Annotated in this window: 12 protein-coding genes and 1 pseudogene; 10 read left to right on the forward strand and 3 right to left on the reverse strand. The window is 38.3% G+C overall.

Annotated features, from left to right (window positions below; translation table 11 throughout):
• The first annotated feature begins 35 nt into the window (after positions 1-35).
• From ACJVDK_RS16250 to ACJVDK_RS16280, 7 genes are all read left to right on the forward strand, one after another.
• Positions 36-1211, forward strand: a complete 1176-nt coding sequence (locus tag ACJVDK_RS16250; RefSeq protein WP_443937717.1) for an acetyl-CoA C-acyltransferase — start codon at positions 36-38, stop codon at positions 1209-1211.
• A gap of 115 nt (positions 1212-1326) precedes the next feature.
• Complete coding sequence (locus ACJVDK_RS16255; protein WP_443937718.1) at positions 1327-1635, forward strand: four helix bundle protein; 309 nt, start codon at positions 1327-1329, stop codon at positions 1633-1635.
• Between the two features lie 61 nt (positions 1636-1696).
• A complete protein-coding gene (locus tag ACJVDK_RS16260) occupies positions 1697-3478 on the forward strand; it encodes an acyl-CoA dehydrogenase family protein (protein WP_443937719.1) in 1782 nt (593 codons plus the stop codon).
• Positions 3479-3640: 162 nt separating this feature from the next.
• On the forward strand, positions 3641-5386 hold the full coding sequence (locus ACJVDK_RS16265; protein ID WP_443937720.1) for a peptide-N-glycosidase F-related protein: 1746 nt from the start codon (positions 3641-3643) through the stop codon (positions 5384-5386).
• Positions 5387-5475: 89 nt separating this feature from the next.
• Complete coding sequence (locus ACJVDK_RS16270) at positions 5476-5922, forward strand: FKBP-type peptidyl-prolyl cis-trans isomerase (RefSeq protein WP_443937721.1); 447 nt, start codon at positions 5476-5478, stop codon at positions 5920-5922.
• Positions 5923-5926: 4 nt separating this feature from the next.
• Positions 5927-6808 carry an FKBP-type peptidyl-prolyl cis-trans isomerase gene (locus tag ACJVDK_RS16275; RefSeq protein WP_443937722.1) on the forward strand — a complete coding sequence of 294 codons (882 nt, stop codon included), beginning with the start codon at positions 5927-5929 and terminating at the stop codon, positions 6806-6808.
• 155 nt (positions 6809-6963) lie between these two features.
• The gene (locus ACJVDK_RS16280) at positions 6964-7887 is read left to right on the forward strand and encodes an FKBP-type peptidyl-prolyl cis-trans isomerase (RefSeq protein ID WP_443937723.1); all 924 of its coding nucleotides are present in this window, start codon (positions 6964-6966) and stop codon (positions 7885-7887) included.
• On the opposite strand, the gene ACJVDK_RS16285 is transcribed toward ACJVDK_RS16280, so the two are convergent.
• The 3 genes and pseudogenes from ACJVDK_RS16285 to ACJVDK_RS16295 form a co-directional block, all read right to left on the reverse strand.
• A complete protein-coding gene (locus ACJVDK_RS16285) occupies positions 7884-9179 on the reverse strand; it encodes a cryptochrome/photolyase family protein (RefSeq protein ID WP_443937724.1) in 1296 nt (431 codons plus the stop codon). The genes ACJVDK_RS16280 and ACJVDK_RS16285 overlap by 4 nt on opposite strands.
• Positions 9176-10099 (reverse strand): TIGR01777 family oxidoreductase, encoded by a 924-nt coding sequence (locus tag ACJVDK_RS16290; protein ID WP_443937725.1) that lies wholly within the window; start codon positions 10097-10099, stop codon positions 9176-9178. Before ACJVDK_RS16290 ends, ACJVDK_RS16285 begins: the two co-directional genes overlap by 4 nt.
• A gap of 168 nt (positions 10100-10267) precedes the next feature.
• Positions 10268-10447: pseudogene (locus tag ACJVDK_RS16295) on the reverse strand (DUF4140 domain-containing protein); the annotation flags it as partial.
• A 273-nt stretch (positions 10448-10720) separates the two neighbouring features.
• On the opposite strand from ACJVDK_RS16295, the gene ACJVDK_RS16300 reads away from it, so the two are divergent.
• The 3 genes from ACJVDK_RS16300 to odhB all read left to right on the forward strand — a co-directional run bounded on the left by ACJVDK_RS16300 (position 10721) and on the right by odhB (position 16288).
• Positions 10721-11995, forward strand: a complete 1275-nt coding sequence (locus ACJVDK_RS16300) for a DASH family cryptochrome (RefSeq protein WP_443937726.1) — start codon at positions 10721-10723, stop codon at positions 11993-11995.
• A gap of 176 nt (positions 11996-12171) precedes the next feature.
• The gene (locus ACJVDK_RS16305) at positions 12172-14967 is read left to right on the forward strand and encodes a 2-oxoglutarate dehydrogenase E1 component (RefSeq protein WP_443937727.1); all 2796 of its coding nucleotides are present in this window, start codon (positions 12172-12174) and stop codon (positions 14965-14967) included.
• A gap of 94 nt (positions 14968-15061) precedes the next feature.
• Positions 15062-16288 carry a 2-oxoglutarate dehydrogenase complex dihydrolipoyllysine-residue succinyltransferase gene (odhB, locus tag ACJVDK_RS16310; RefSeq protein ID WP_443937728.1) on the forward strand — a complete coding sequence of 409 codons (1227 nt, stop codon included), beginning with the start codon at positions 15062-15064 and terminating at the stop codon, positions 16286-16288.
• Positions 16289-16407 lie beyond the last annotated feature (119 nt).

Raw genomic sequence — 16407 nt, forward strand, 5'->3', positions numbered from 1 at the left:
AGATTTTTTCAAAATCGCTATAAGATAGTACAACAATGGAAGCATATATTATTGCAGGATACCGTACCGCAGTGGGCAAGGCACCAAGAGGAGTATTTCGTTTTACGCGTGCCGATGATTTGGCCGCAGAAGTAATTCGTGCTTTGGTAGCCTCCGTTCCAAACTTGGATAAGGAACAAATAGACGACGTAATTGTTGGGAATGCCACTCCGGAAGCCGAACAAGGCTTGAATATTGGTCGAATGGTATCATTAATGGGCTTAGACACCGATAAAGTACCAGGAGTAACGGTTAATCGTTATTGTGCCTCTGGCTTGGAAACAATTGCAACTGCGGTAGCCAAAATTAAAGCAGGAATGGCTGATTGCATTATCGCAGGTGGGGTAGAAGTCATGAGTGGGATGCCTTTTGGTGGATGGAAATTGGTGCCAAATGCAGCTGTAGCAAAGAAAAACCCCGATTGGTATTGGGGAATGGGATTAACAGCTGAAGCGGTTGCAAGAGAATTTAACGTTAGTCGTGAAGATCAAGATGTTTTTGCGCTGAAATCGCATGAAAAAGCAATAGAGGCTATTAAAAACGGTCACTTAAAGGCAGGTGTTCACCCTATTACCGTAGAGGAAAACTATTTAGATGAAAATTTAAAAAAGAAAACCCGTTCGTATATTGTGGATACCGATGAAGGCCCAAGAGCCGATACCACATTAGAAAAACTGGCTAAATTAAGACCTGTTTTTGATGCAGTTGGGTCCGTTACGGCGGGAAATTCTTCGCAAACGTCCGATGGAGCTGCCTTTGTTCTGGTGGTATCTGAAAAAAAACTAAAGGAGCTTAATGTGGAACCAATTGCACGTTTGGTAAGTTATAGCGTTGCTGGAGTTCCTCCACGAATTATGGGAATAGGCCCAATTGAAGCAATTCCAATGGCATTAAAACAAGCAGGACTTAAGCAAGACGATATGAATTTGATTGAGTTGAATGAAGCTTTTTCATCGCAATCACTTGCCATTATTAGAAAATTAGGCCTCAATACAGAGATACTAAATGTAAACGGTGGAGCTATTGCCTTAGGACATCCGCTAGGTTGTACTGGTGCAAAATTAACGGTGCAGATATTAAACGAATTGAAACGAAGAGATCAAAAATACGGCATGGTTACCATGTGCGTAGGAACCGGGCAAGGTGCTGCGGGGATATTTGAGCTTTTGTAGTTGGATGAGCAGTGAACAAAGAGCAAGGAACAAAGAGCAAGGAACAAGGAATAAGGAATAAGGAGCAAAGATTAACGTGCATAATTTTAGACAATTACAAATTTGGAAAGAAGGAATGCAAATTGCCAAAGCAACGTATAAAATTCTGGAAGAATTGCCTGCAACCGAGAAATATGGGTTGATGTCTCAGATTTCAAGATGTGCAATCTCTATTCCTTCAAATATAGCAGAAGGTTCATCTAGGTCTTCAAATAAAGAATTTGCTCATTTTTTGTCAATTTCTTTGGGTTCCTTGTTTGAATTAGAAACTCAATTGTTGTTGTCAATAGAATTAGGTTTTATTTCATTTGATATCGAGAACCTGATGAAAGATATTGTGCAGCTGCAAAAGAAAATATCAACATTTAAAAAAACATTACAATAAATCAATCAGATTGAGGAATAGGGTCTTTACTCTTTGTTCCTTAATCTTTAATCCTACTCGCATGGAAAATAAAATTAAAGGCGGCGAATTTTTAATTAAAGAGACTACTTATCAGGAAGTATTTATTCCAGAAGAATTTGACGAGGAGCAACAGATGATTGCGCAAACCTGTCGCGATTTTTTGGTGGCAGAGGTTTATCCGAATTTAGAAAAAATTGACAAGCAGGAAGACCCGGAATTAATGCCGAATCTGTTAACAAAAGCAGGTGAGTTGGGAATCTTGGGTGTTTCTGTGCCAGAAGAATTTGGCGGATTTGGAAAAAACTTTAACACCTCGATGTTGGTGGCCGATGTTGTTGGCGCTGGACATTCATTTGCTGTAGCACTTTCGGCACATACCGGAATTGGTACACTTCCAATTTTGTATTATGGAAATGAAGAACAAAAGGCCAAATATATTCCAAAATTAGGTTCGGGCGAATGGAAAGCCGCATATTGTTTAACGGAACCCAACTCGGGTTCGGATGCAAATTCGGGTAAAACAAAGGCTCAATTAAGTGAAGATGGTAAACATTATATCCTAAATGGACAAAAAATGTGGATTACCAATGGTGGGTTTGCCGATATTTTTATTGTATTCGCAAAAATTGACGATGACGCCAACTTAACCGCTTTTATCGTGGAAAAATCGTTTGGAGGCATCACCATGAATCCAGAAGAACATAAGATGGGAATCAAGGGCTCTTCAACGCGTCAAGTATTTTTTAACGATTGTCCTGTGCCGGTCGAAAACATGCTTAGCGAAAGACAAAACGGTTTCAAAATAGCGGTAAACATTTTAAATATTGGCCGTATTAAATTATCTGCAGCGGCAGTTGGCGCGTCGAAAGCAACGTTGAGTACAGCAATTAACTATGCGAATGAGCGGACTCAATTTGGTCGTGCCATTTCAAAATACGGTGCAATACGTTTCAAAATTGCCGAAATGGCTTCTAAGCTATATGCGGTGGATGCAGCAAATTATCGTGCCGGACAAAATATTGATGATACCTACGATGCGTTAGTTGCCGGAGGAATGGAAGTGGGTAAGGCACGTTTAAAATCGGTAGAACAATTTGCTGTAGAATGCGCTATTTTGAAAGTATGGGGCTCAGAAGCGTTAGATTATGTGGTAGATGAAGGGGTTCAGATTTATGGAGGAATGGGCTTTTCAGCCGATGCACCAATGGATAGAGCTTATCGCGATGCGCGTATCAACCGGATTTTTGAAGGAACCAACGAAATTAATCGCTTGTTGACCGTTGATATGATGCTGAAACGTGCCATGAAAGGAGAACTCGATTTAATGACTCCTGCAACAGCTGTTGCGGCCGAATTAATGAGTATCCCTGATTTTGGAGAAGAAGATACTACCTTGTTTGCTGCAGAGAAGAAAGTATTGGCGAATTTGAAAAAGGCGACACTTATGGTAGCTGGATCTGCGGTTCAAAAATTAATGATGAGCCTAAGCAAAGAGCAAGAGATTTTAATGAATATCGCAGATATGGCAGGTTATGTATATGTGGCTGAATCAGCTTTGCTTAGAACGGAAAAATTGGTGAGCATGAAAGGCGAAGAAGCATGTGCTACTCAATTAGACCTGTTACGCATTTATTTAGTAGAAGCGGTTGATGCAGTTTCCAAAGCAGGTAAAGAAGCGCTTTGGGCTTTTGCCGAAGGCGATGAACAACGGATGATGTTAGTAGGTTTACGTCGCTTTACCAAAATGGAACCGTTTAATGTGAAAGATGCACGCCAACGGGTTGCTCAGAAATTAATTGAAGCGAATAAGTATATTTTTTAAGCGTTAACAAAAACAGATAAAAAGGGTTGAACCAGATTAAAATCTTGGTTTCAACCCTTTTTTTGTGAGGATATTTTAGTTCTTTATCGCGCAGCCAACTTTAAGGAAGTCAAAGTAAATGATTATTTTGCAGCGTAATAAAATATCCTTATTGACTGATTCATGAGAAAAATATCCATTTTGATGCTATTTACTTTGCCTTTTCTGGTAAATGCTCAACAAATTAAAACCGTTGCTTCACAATTGAACATCGAACTTAATTTTCCAAAAGCCGATGAAACTGGTCGGAAAATTTATTTGAGCTACATGCAATTTGGTCAACCTAAATTGGCTGTTCTAACCCTTCAAAAGAACAAAGTTAGCTTTAGTGAGAAGGTGGATGTAAACATGAAAGCAAGTCTGCAAACAACTAAACCAAATACAACGCCAGAACCAGCGCTCGATCCCAATACGATTACATTTTACTTTCAAGAAGGATTAACAACAATCAAGACACCGGGTAATTTAGGGCGTGCCACGATTGAAGGTTCTGCAATTCAAGCAGAGTATGAGGTTTTTAAGAAAAAATATACCCAAATAGATCGCAGGATTCTTCGATTCGGTTGGGCTAAAAGAGGGTTAAAACCAAGTGATTCGCTAAAAGTAAAAGCCATCAATCACGGAATCGATTCCATTCAAAATGAAAAAATGGATGAGCTATGTGCGTTTTTAGAAACAAACACTTCAAAACCTTATGCAACAGAAGCAATTTTGATGTACTTAACGGCGAAGGGCTCTTCATTGAATCTAGAAAAGGCCAAAGGGTATTTTAATCGAGTACCTGAAGAGCAGAAAAAAAGTTTGGATGGAGTAGAAATAAGTAGAATACTTTCAGGGGGACTTAAAAATACCACATTACTCCCTTTGGAGTCAGTAAAAGAGAAAAGAGAACCTAATTCAGTATCGGTATTAAAGGCGGTTGCTTTTTATGATGGGTATGCAAAGCCTGTTGATTTTCCGGTTCAACCGGGATTAATCCGCGTGGCAAATACAAAGTATACCAAAAAATTAAGCGATTCGGAAAGACAACGTTTGGGCGATTCTCTGGTAATTCGCTTGACCCTAAATGCCTCTTGTGATAACTATGATCGAATTGGCAGGGTAACCATTATATCAAGTCCAAAGGGAGTTGAATACAACCATCCGGAAGCAAAGCAATTTGAGGCACTTCGCATTATGACACCTTTTAATTATTTAACGCGTCAACCCGATCAAGTGCCATATAGTGCCGATATCAGTCAGTTGGCACCTTTGTTTAGCGATAAAAGTAAGGATATTTGGGTGTTTGCGGAGATATTTGGAACTACTGGTGTGGGGCAAAAAGAAACCATCGGTTGCGATGGGTCGTTGTTAACGTATACCTGCAACGTGGATATCATTAGCAATCAAAAGAAAGCTATCAAAGGTCAGCAAGCAATTTCATTACTAAGCTATTATTCTTTAAACGGACAAGATACAACCGCGGGAAAGAATGCAAAAGAAATCGAATTTGTACTAGAAAAAGATGTACAATCCGCACGATTTTATTTAATTACCTCTGGACACGGTGCTGCGCAAGGTGGCGAGGAATACAATTGGCGCGAGCATGTACTCTATTTGGATAATAAAGAATATGTTCGTTTAAATGTGAATCAGGATTGTACCCCGTATGAGATTTACAATACGCGCATTAACGGAATTTACGGCAGTGGTAACATAGCCACGCAACGAAGAAGTTGGTGCCCTGGTGGAGCAGTACCAACTCGATTGGTGAATTTAGGGCCATTAAAAGCCGGAAAACATCGTGTCAAAATTGCGGTTCCTGAAGCAAATTTGCTGAGTACAAAAAGTACGTATTATTTGTCTGCCTATATTTTAACAGATAATTGATTGACTCAATAGCATGAAGAAAGCAACTGATTATGTTAAAATTGGTTAAAAATTGTGGCATCCGCTTTAAAACCCTATTTTTGCAAACAATGGCTAAATTAAAATTTATTGCAATATTTTTTTTCAGTGTTTTAATGCTTTCGGCTTGTAAAAAAGATGCCGATGCGGAAAAACAAATTACCGATTTTATTTCGCAGAATAACATCAATGCGGTTAAAGATGCATCGGGCTTATACTATCAAATTATAAAACCAGGTTCTGGGACAACGAAAATTACAAATAGCAGTAAAATTACCATCAAATACGAAGGCAGATTATTAAATGGTAGCGTTTTTGATAATGGCGGAGGAGTACAACAAACGTTTACTTTGGGTCAGTTGATTCAAGGTTGGCAAGTTGGCATTCCATTTATTCAAAAAGGAGGAGAGATTCGATTAATTGTTCCACCAAGTTTGGGATATGGTGCGCAAGCAGTAGGGCCAATTCCTGCAAACTCGCCATTAGATTTTACAGTTACACTTATAGACGTACAATAATTAAATGAACAAATTTATAAAACCAGGCTTAATTGCACTGTTTGCTGCAGTGATTTTTAGTGCTTGTAAAAAGGAATATCAATCGATTGAAAGTCTTGATGACGAAAATATTCAGAAGTACATAAAAGCAAATAATTTAACCATGACAAAGGCGCCAAATGGCTCTTATTATCAGGTTGTGACCGAAGGTACAGGAGAGGTGTTTAAAAATACCGATTCGGTGTTGTATACCTATGAACAAAAATCCATAACTGATGGAACTGTTTATGTTTCACCAAATCTAAATGGAAATTCAGCAGGTTATTACGGGTATTTTAGTGAGCTTTTCAGCGGAACCTGGGGGGTTGCTATGGATGGGCACCGTGCCGGAACAAAAGTAAGGATTTTAATTCCCTCGCATTTAGCCTATGGTAAAAATGGGAACTCAACTATAGGTGTACCGTCCAATGCAATTATAGACAATTACATTACGACTTCTGTTTACAATAAACAAGCATTATTGGATAATCAAAGAATTCAAAATTATTTAACAACGAATAAAATAACAGCTCAGGTTGATCCTAGTGGGATTAATTATGTTGTTGGAACATTGGGAACTGGGGGAACCTTTAATCCGGAAACAGCTACATTGGTCGTAAAATATACTGGACGTCTTTTAGATGGAACTGTGTTTGACTCTTCAACTGATGGTACCTTTAGTACAAAGGTTGCTGAAGCAACTAGCATAATTCAAGGGTGGAAAATTATGATCCCGAAATTTCCGGTTGGAACCAAATTTAGAATGTTTATTCCTTCGGCTTTAGCATATGGAGGCTTAGGATCAGGTGCTATTCCTCCTAATGCTGTGTTAGATTTTGATATTGAAATTGTAAGTGCTACGGATTAACGAATTGTTAAAGCTGTTTTAAAAACGCTTAAAGTACGTGCAAAAAAAATGCTCAACCTTCGGTTGGGCATTTTTTTTGCAATATGTTTGCAGATAATGGTTTCAAAACTTTAGGTTTGTTTTGTTTTTTGTAAAATAAAATCTACGTTTACGAAATGAATAAAATCTATTATTTTGGATGTTTTTTAATACTTGTATTTAGTTTTAATTCATTATTGTCTTGTAAGAAAGAATATCAATCGATTGAAAATCTTGATGACGAAAATATTCAGAAGTACATAAAAGCAAATAATTTAACCATGACAAAGGCGCCGAATGGCTCATATTATCTGATTATTGCCGAAGGTACTAGTGAGGTATTTAAGAATACGGATTCTGTGCTGTTTACATTTACGGAGAAATCTATGGCAGACGGAACGTTTTATTACTCAACGAATGCGAACGGAAATGCAGGTAATTATTATGGCTATTTTAGTGAGTTTTATAGTGGAACTTGGGGTGTTTCTCTAAACGGTCATCGTGCGGGAGCAAAAGTAAGAATTTTGATTCCGTCGCATTTAGCCTATGGTAAAAATGGACGAGCTAGTGGAAGTTGGAATTTGAGCGGAACTGGGCTTTTAACAGCCAATGTGCCTTCCAATGCAATTATAGGTAATTACATTACGACTTCTGTTTATAATAAGCAAGCCTTATTGGACAATGAAAGAATTCAAAATTATTTAACAACAAATAAAATAACAGCTCAAGTAGATCCGAGTGGGATTAACTATATTGTTGAAACGTTGGGTACAGGAGATAAGTTTAATCCAGAAACAGCAAAACTTATACTTAAATTTACCAATCGGCTTTTAGACGGTACGGTGCTTTCTGTTTCAACAGATGGTACTTATAGCATCAAAATTGAAGAAGCTGCGGTTTCAATGGTTGGCTGGAAAATTATGCTTCCCAAATTTTCTGTAGGAACAAAGTTTAGAATGTTTATCTCCTCTAATTTGGCAAATAATTCAAATGGACAGCCAACCACTCCCCAAAATGCCGTGTTGGATTGTTATATGGAAATAGTAAGCGCGACCAATTAAGGAGTAGCCAAGGCAGTTTTAAATACTTTTAAAACTCTTTCCCGTGCAAAAGTATGCTCAACTATCGGTTGGGCATATTTTTTTGTGCCATATTCCGGCAACCATTTTTTAATGTATTCAAAATTTGGATCAAATTTTTTGGTCTGCAATTCTGGATTAAAAACACGAAAATACGGTGCTGCATCGTTTCCACAACCGGCTGCCCATTGCCAGCCACCCACATTACTGGCTAAATCGTAATCTAGTAATTTTTCTGCAAAATACGCTTCACCCCAACGCCAATCAATTAATAAATGCTTGGTTAAAAAACTAGCCACTATCATGCGCACGCGATTGTGCATCCATCCCGTTTCGTTTAATTGACGCATGCCGGCATCAACAAGCGGGTAACCAGTATTGCCCTTGCACCAGGCTTCAAATTCCTGCTCGTTATTTCTCCATTCAATGTAATCATATTGCTTTTTGAACGATGCCTTGGCCGAATGCGGAAAATGCCACATAATCATCGAATAGAAATCGCGCCAAGCCAATTCTTTTAACCATGTATCGGCGTTTAATCGGCGTGCATCGCTTACAGCTGTACGGATGCTCAACGTCCCAAAACGTAAATGTAAGCCTATTTTAGTGGTACCGTTGATTGCTGGAAAATCTCTATCAGCGGCATAATTTTCCAGTTTATCCTGATAGCATATGAGCGGAAAGGAATATTCAATATCTTCAAAACCAATTGACTGTAAGCTGGGCAAGGAAGAGGGGGCTATTTGATGGAAATTACCAAAATAGCGTTCTGTAGGGTAGCTTTTGTGATAGAACGCAGTCAATTTTGCCAGCCATTGTTTATAGTAGGGTGTAAATACGGTGTATGGACTTCCATCGCTTTTGACAATTTCATTTTGGTCAAAAATAACATGGTCTTTAAAAGAGTGTAATGCAATGTCTCGCTCTTTTAGTAGTTGATGAATACGTTCATCCCGTTTTCGGGCATATGGTTCGTAATCGCTGTTGGTATAAACAGTTCTAATGGGGTATTCAGCTAAAAGCGATAAAAATACCTGATCAGGTTTTCCCTGTTTAATCAATATATCCGAGCCTAACGCTTGTAAGGTTTTTTTTAATTGAAAAAGTGTTTGATGAATGAAAACTAAACGGGCATCATTTTTATCCAATTCGCATAGAATAGTTGTGTCGAAAATGAATAAAGGTAACACCTTATTCGGACCTTTAAGGGCATGAAAAAGCGCGGTATTATCTTCCAATCGTAAATCGCGCCGTAACCAGACAAGTGAAATCATTTAATCGGTAATTTTTGCTTTTGATATAAGTGATTAAGGGCATCACTTAAATAGGTAAATTTAAAGTTGAACCCCGCATTTAATGCTTTTTGAGCAGAGGTATTGGTACTCATTAAAAGAGCTTCGCTGCGTGCCCCCAATAATTTTTTGATTACACTACTCGGAACGGAAAAGGGCCATACCGGACGTTTTAATTGTTTTGCCAACGCCTTGGTAAAGCCAAAATGCGTAACGGGGAATGGTGCGCAAGCATTAAAAGCGCCCTCTAAATTTGGGTGACATAAGGCAAAATGATACAGCGCTACGATATCATCAATGTGTATCCAAGGAATCCACTGTTTTCCGGTGCCAAGAGCCGCTCCGGCAAATAGTTTTATAGGGAGTGCAAGCTGCTCTAATGCTCCGCCACCACGCGCCAAAACAATGCCGGTTCGTAATTGAACAGTGCGTAGACTATATTTTTTACCTTCTTCGACACTTTGTTCCCAATGGCGACAACATTCGGCTAAAAAACCGTATCCTACGGGATTGTTTTCCGTTAAAATTTCATCGCCACAATCGCCATAATATCCAACGCCTGATGCTGATATAAATGTTTTTACCTGATGATTTGGTGTCGATTTTAGCGCATGTAAAAGTAATTCAGTTGACTTCACCCGGCTTGAAATGAGCAGCTTTTTACGTTCCACCGTCCATTTTTTATCCATAATCGGTTCGCCTGCCAAATGAATAATGGCATCTACACCGCTTAAACAATTTAAATCAATTTCTCCGGTTTTAACATTCCAAAAGAAAGTATTGGGGGCTGTTGATTTTTTTCTAGTGAGTAAATTTAGTTCATACCCATCCAGCAAGAGCTTTTCTGTTAAGGCCTTTCCAATTAAACCCGTGCTCCCAGAAATCAAGACTTTCTTTACCATGTTTAATAAAACAGTAAAGATACGAAACAGTTTCCGTGACTTGTGCAATCGCGAAAACTGTTTACTCTTTTCGGTTTACAAGCCCGCTAGGGCGACGTTTTTAGGCGCTTTTACCGAATAGTTTTGGTGAGTTGATTTGTAACCTTTTTAAGGCTGTCCGTAAGGCGCTTAAAAACGGGGGTTAGATGCATTTGATGTTAAAAAATAGCGGTTAAATTGAACCGATAAAATGGTTACCGCTTGTGATACGCCGAGTTGTATAGAATTTTCATTTATACTACCTGAAATATTATTGATGACTATTTCTGAAGGGCTAGCAGGAAGACTAATTTTTCCTTTATGGATTAATTGAGCCCGTTGTTATAAACGGTAACTTTTTCTAAAATCGCGGTGCTTTTCAGTTGATTTTGAGTGAATAAGCTCATCGGGAAAAGAAGGAATAAGAGGAATCGTTTCATAAGTAATGGTGGTTTTTATGAAAGGAGGATGAATAGATTCGTTATTTTCTATAAAAAAAAGTATTTTGTTGGTACTTTGTAAAGAATTGCACAGGGTTTTGTGACAGGAGGAAAAATAAGATATTTTTGTTTATCGTTCTTAATACTCTATTTTAAATACAAGATGTCAAAAAAGATTTTAGTCTGGTTTAGAAATGACCTTCGCTTACATGATAATGAAATGTTAGTAGAAGCGATTACTAAGTCGGATTCGATTTTGCCAGTTTATATTCTTGATTCCCGCTTATTTGGCGAAACAAAGTACGATACATTAAAAACTGGTAATATCCGCGCTCAGTTTATTTTAGAAAGCATTAGCTCTTTAAGAAATTCACTTAAACAAATTGGAGGGAATCTACTGTTTGTTCAAGGGAAACCCGAAGAAATTATTCCTCAGTTGGTTCAAGAATATGAAATTACAGAGGTATATCACCATCGCGAAGTCGCTAGTGAAGAAACGCACGTTTCTGCTTTATTGGAAAATGCGCTTTGGAAACTTCGTGTAAATCTAAAACACTTTATAGGTCATACATTATACAATAAGGAAGATTTACCTTTTCCGATAAAGGATATTCCCGATGCATTTAACCAGTTCAAGAAAAAGATAGAACGCGATTCTATTATTAAGCCCTGCTTTGCGGCTCCGGATAGAGTGAACGTAGCAGAAGTAATTGATTGGGGGAACATATGTACGCTGAGTGATTTAGGAATGGAAGTCCCGGAAAAAGACCAACGTTCTGATTTTGAGTTTATTGGTGGGGAATCTGAAGGATTAGCGCATTTGCAAAAAGTAATTTTCGCGATGCAAGAAGCGGCTTCAAGTAAAAATTTAATTCTAGCCTCTCGTTTATCTGCCTGGTTAGGAATGGGCTGTTTATCACCTCGTAAGGTATACTGGGAGATTAAGAAGATGGAGGGTTTAGCCAATACCAAGGCCATGTTTAACCAGATTTTATTGGGTTTACTGTGGAGAGATTATTTCCGTTTCATGTTTAAAAAATACGGTAATACTTTTTTTAATGCCAACGGATTTGGAAATCAAGGAGTAATTGATCCCTCAAATGCCGAAGAGAATTTAGCCAAATGGAAAACTGGACAAACGGGCTTCGCTGTGGTTGATGCCGTTATGACCGAATTGAACCAAACTGGTTTTATTTCAAATATTGCACGCCAAACAGCAGCACTTTATTTAATTAATAATTTAGAGGTAAGCTGGGTATATGGCGCAGCTTATTTTGAAGAAAAATTGATTGATTATAATCCTGCTAGCAATTGGGGCAACTGGGCAAATGTGGCGGGCGTTGGTAACGATCAGAAAACAAAAAGTATTTTCGATTTGGATAAAAATATCAAAAATTTAGATCCGAAAGGAAATTACGCACTAACCTGGACTTCCTAGAAAAAGCGTACATACGGGCTTTTTGAACTTCATTCTTGTGAGCATTTTGAGTAAAAAGAATGACTCGTTCAAACCCAACTTTATAAAAATAAATCAATCGGTTAATTTAATGCAGTTTTTTAGCATTTATATGATGTAAAATTCTAATTTTGTAAGGCTTATAGTAAAAATAAATAATGAGTAGTTTATCGTATCTGAATGGCGCAAATGCCGAATATATAGATTCTTTATATAAATCGTATCAACAAGATCCTGATTCAGTTGAGTTTGGCTGGCAAAAATTTTTTGAAGGTTTTGATTTTGGAAGAGGGTCAGAAGCTGCAGCTGTAACTGCAGAAACTCCGGAACAGTTTTTGAAAGAGGTGAATGTTTTAAATTTAATCGACGGTTATCGTAGCCGCGGTCACTTGTTTACACACACCAATCCGGTGCGCGAAAGACGTAAACATTTACCAACCTTAGATTTGGCAAACTTTGGTTTGTCAGACGCCGATTTAGAAACGGTGTTTAATGCTGGTGTTGAAATTGGCATTGGTTCGGCTAAATTGAAAGATATTTTATCCGTATTAAAACAAACATACACCAGTTCAATTGGTGCAGAGTTTAAATTTTTGCGCACACCAGAAGTGTTGAACTGGATTCAACAAAAAATGGAAAGTGCACGCAATACACCTAAATTTAGTGTTGATGAGAAAAAAAGAATTTTAACCAAGTTGAATGAAGCGGTGAGTTTCGAAAATTTCTTGGGAACAAAATTCTTGGGTCAAAAGCGTTTTTCACTTGAAGGAGCAGAGGCCTTAATTCCAGCGCTTGATTCGGTAATCGAAAAAGGAGCGGCTTTAGGAATTGAAGAATTTGTAATTGGTATGGCACACCGCGGTCGTTTGAACGTGTTGGCTAATATCATGCAAAAAACATATAAAGATATTTTTGCTGAATTTGAAGGTAAAAGTTACAGCCCTGATACACCATTTGGTGGCGACGTTAAATATCACTTAGGATATTCTACTGACGTAGCGACAGCTTCAGGTAAAAGTGTACACTTAAGTTTATGTCCTAACCCATCGCATTTAGAAACCGTAAACGGTGTAGTAGAAGGCATGAGCCGTTCAAAAATTGATTTTAAATACGGAGGTGATGACAGCCGTTTAGCACCCATTTTAATTCACGGTGATGCATCTGTTGCAGGTCAAGGTATTGTATATGAAGTAATTCAAATGGCAGGACTTGAAGGTTACAAGACAGGTGGTACTATTCACTTGGTGATTAACAACCAAATTGGATTCACAACAAACTATAAAGACGCGCGTACCAGTACGTATTGTACCGATATCGCAAAAGTAACCCTGTCGCCGGTATTTCACGTAAACGGTGATGATCCGGAAGCATTGGTATATGCTATCAATTTGGCGATGGAATACCGTCAAAAATATAAAAACGACGTATTTATCGATATTCTTTGTTACCGTCGTTTTGGACACAATGAGGCCGATGAACCTAAATTCACACAGCCATTATTGTATAAAACAATTGAGAAACACCCAAATCCAAGGGAAATATATATTAAGCAATTAACAGAAGAAGGTACACTGGAAGCAGGTTTGGCAAAAGAAATGGAGAAAAATTTCCGTGGAATTTTGCAAGAACGTTTAAATGAAGCTAGAGAAATTGTTTCAACCAATAGCGAAGTAAAATTTGGAGGTGCTTGGGCCGATTTAAGGATTGCTACACCAAATGACTTTGAAAGTTCGCCGGTTACTGCTGTTAAAAAAACGAGTTTACTAGAAATAGGTAAACGGATTACCACTTTGCCATCGGATAAAAAATTCTTCAAGAAAATTGAAAAATTATTCGCTGATCGTAGTAAAATGGTTAATGAAACACACGTGTTTGATTGGGCTATGGGCGAGCAGTTGGCTTACGGAACATTGTTATCAGAAGGAAAACGCGTTCGTTTAAGTGGTCAAGATGTAGAGCGTGGCACGTTCTCTCACCGTCATGCATTGTTAACCTTAGAAGATAGTGAAGAAGAATATTGCCCATTAGCAAATATTTCAGATCAACAAGCACCGTTTGATATTTACAACTCACATTTATCGGAGTACGGTGTTTTAGGTTTTGAATATGGTTATGCGATGGCTAATCCAAATGCTTTAACCATTTGGGAAGCACAATTTGGTGATTTCTTTAATGGAGCGCAAATTGTTGTAGACCAATATATTGCAAGTGCAGAAACAAAATGGCAACGCGAAAACGGTTTGGTGATGTTATTGCCTCACGGATATGAGGGACAAGGTCCAGAGCACTCATCAGCACGTATTGAGCGTTTTATGGAACTTTGTGCTGATTATAACATGCAAGTTGTAAACTGTACTACTCCAGCAAACTTTTTCCACGTACTTCGTCGTCAGTTTAAACGCGATTTCCGTAAACCATTGGTAGTTTTCACACCGAAGAGTTTATTGCGTCATCCTGCCTGTGTTTCTAAATTAGAAGAATTTACAGAGGGCGGATTTAAAGAAGTTATTGACGATGTAAACGTTAAAGCGGCTGATGTGAAACGAATTCTTTTCTGCTCAGGTAAAATTTATTATGAATTAGTAGAAAAGCAACAAGCAGATAAGTTGAAAGATGTTGCCATTGTTCGTGTTGAACAATTGTATCCAACCCCTGTTGATCAAATGGAAGCCATTAAAGCGAAGTATAAAAATGCAAAGGAAATTTTCTGGGTACAAGAAGAGCCAGAAAATATGGGTGCATGGCCATACTTGTTCCGCAAGTTGTACAAAACAGGCTTAAAAGGTATTGATGTAATTTCGAGAAAAGAAAGCAGCAGTACTGCAACCGGATTTGCGAAACAACATTCAACGCAACAAGCTTACATTATTGCAAAAGCCTTAGGTTTGGTTGTAACAGAGGATGTAAAGGATATCGCTGCAAAGGCAACTAAAAAATTGGTTCAAATAGACTAACCCCTTGAAGTTTTAGCGCGGAAAGTATCGGATTATTTCACTATTTTCAGCGCTGAGATTTTATTTTAAAATAAAAATTACAATACTTAAAAACATGAGTTTAGAGATAAAAGTTCCGCCGGTTGGCGAGTCGATAACCGAAGTTGTTTTATCGCGTTGGATAAAAAACGATGGCGATGTTGTTGAAATGGATGAAGTAATTGCCGAACTAGAGTCGGATAAGGCAACATTCGAATTAACTGCAGAACAAGCAGGAACTTTAAAAACCATTGCTGCGGAAGGCGATACATTGCCAATTGGCGCCGTTGTTTGCAAAATTGAAGACGGTGGAGCAGCTCCTGCAAAAGCAGCAGCTCCAAAGGCTGAGGAAAAGGTAGAAGCTGTAGCAGATAAAGCAGCAGCGCCGGTAGCTGAAAGAAATGGCGAAAGCTATGCGACAGGTACTCCATCTCCTGCAGCAGGAAAAATTTTAGCTGAAAAAGGTATTGATGCAGGTGCGGTTAAAGGAACAGGCGTGGATGGTAGAATTACCAAAGAAGACGCATTGAAAGCAGAGGCTGGTAAAAAAGCAGAAGCTCCAAAAGCAGCGGCTCCAGCTCCAGTTGCTGCACCAGCAGGTGCACGTAGCGAGCGTCGTGAAAAAATGTCTCCACTACGTAAAACAGTTGCAAAGCGTTTAGTAGCCGTTAAAAATGAAACAGCTATGTTAACCACGTTTAACGAGGTTAATATGAAGCCAATCATGGATTTACGTGGTAAATACAAAGATTCATTCAAAGAGAAGCATGGTGTGGGCTTAGGCTTCATGAGTTTCTTTACAAAAGCAGTAACAGAAGCTTTGAAAGATTTCCCTGCTGTAAATGCACGTATTGAAGGCGAAGAAGTTGTTTACAATAACTTTGCAGACGTTTCTATCGCAGTTTCTGCACCAAAAGGTTTAGTTGTACCAGTTATCCGTAACGCAGAAAGCATGAGCTTAGCGGAGATTGAAAAATCGGTATTGGCTTTAGCTTTAAAAGCACGTGACGGTAAATTAACTATTGAAGAAATGACTGGCGGTACTTTCACGATCACCAACGGTGGTGTGTTTGGTTCAATGATGTCTACACCAATTATCAATGCACCACAATCAGCTATCTTAGGTATGCACAACATTGTTGAGCGTCCGATTGCTGAAAAAGGTGAGGTGGTAATTCGTCCGATGATGTATGTTGCTTTATCGTATGACCACAGAATTATCGACGGTCGCGAGTCAGTAGGCTTCTTGGTACGTGTTAAACAATTATTAGAAGATCCGGCGAGATTATTATTGGGTGTTTAATCCAAAGTGATATTGCTAAAAAATAACTGAGAGGCTGTCTCAAAAAGGCAGTCTCTTTTTGTTTTAAAAAAAGTTGATAAATTCTTGTTTAATAATTTTGTTTAATCATTTGAATTTCA

It is taken from the genome of Pedobacter paludisoli (assembly GCF_052344095.1).
In the GTDB taxonomy this organism is placed as follows: Bacteria; Bacteroidota; Bacteroidia; order Sphingobacteriales; family Sphingobacteriaceae; genus Pedobacter.

Bases quoted from the DNA above. Each gene is read 5' to 3' on its own strand.
- ACJVDK_RS16250 (WP_443937717.1), top strand. From the start codon at position 36: ATGGAAGCATATATTATTGCAGGATACCGTACCGCAGTGGGCAAGGCA.
- ACJVDK_RS16255 (WP_443937718.1), top strand. From the start codon at position 1,327: ATGCAAATTGCCAAAGCAACGTATAAAATTCTGGAAGAATTGCCTGCA.
- ACJVDK_RS16260 (WP_443937719.1), top strand. From the start codon at position 1,697: ATGGAAAATAAAATTAAAGGCGGCGAATTTTTAATTAAAGAGACTACT.
- ACJVDK_RS16265 (WP_443937720.1), top strand. From the start codon at position 3,641: ATGAGAAAAATATCCATTTTGATGCTATTTACTTTGCCTTTTCTGGTA.
- ACJVDK_RS16270 (WP_443937721.1), top strand. From the start codon at position 5,476: ATGGCTAAATTAAAATTTATTGCAATATTTTTTTTCAGTGTTTTAATG.
- ACJVDK_RS16275 (WP_443937722.1), top strand. From the start codon at position 5,927: ATGAACAAATTTATAAAACCAGGCTTAATTGCACTGTTTGCTGCAGTG.
- ACJVDK_RS16280 (WP_443937723.1), top strand. From the start codon at position 6,964: ATGAATAAAATCTATTATTTTGGATGTTTTTTAATACTTGTATTTAGT.
- ACJVDK_RS16285 (WP_443937724.1), bottom strand. From the start codon at position 9,179: ATGATTTCACTTGTCTGGTTACGGCGCGATTTACGATTGGAAGATAAT.
- ACJVDK_RS16290 (WP_443937725.1), bottom strand. From the start codon at position 10,099: ATGGTAAAGAAAGTCTTGATTTCTGGGAGCACGGGTTTAATTGGAAAG.
- ACJVDK_RS16300 (WP_443937726.1), top strand. From the start codon at position 10,721: ATGTCAAAAAAGATTTTAGTCTGGTTTAGAAATGACCTTCGCTTACAT.
- ACJVDK_RS16305 (WP_443937727.1), top strand. From the start codon at position 12,172: ATGAGTAGTTTATCGTATCTGAATGGCGCAAATGCCGAATATATAGAT.
- odhB (WP_443937728.1), top strand. From the start codon at position 15,062: ATGAGTTTAGAGATAAAAGTTCCGCCGGTTGGCGAGTCGATAACCGAA.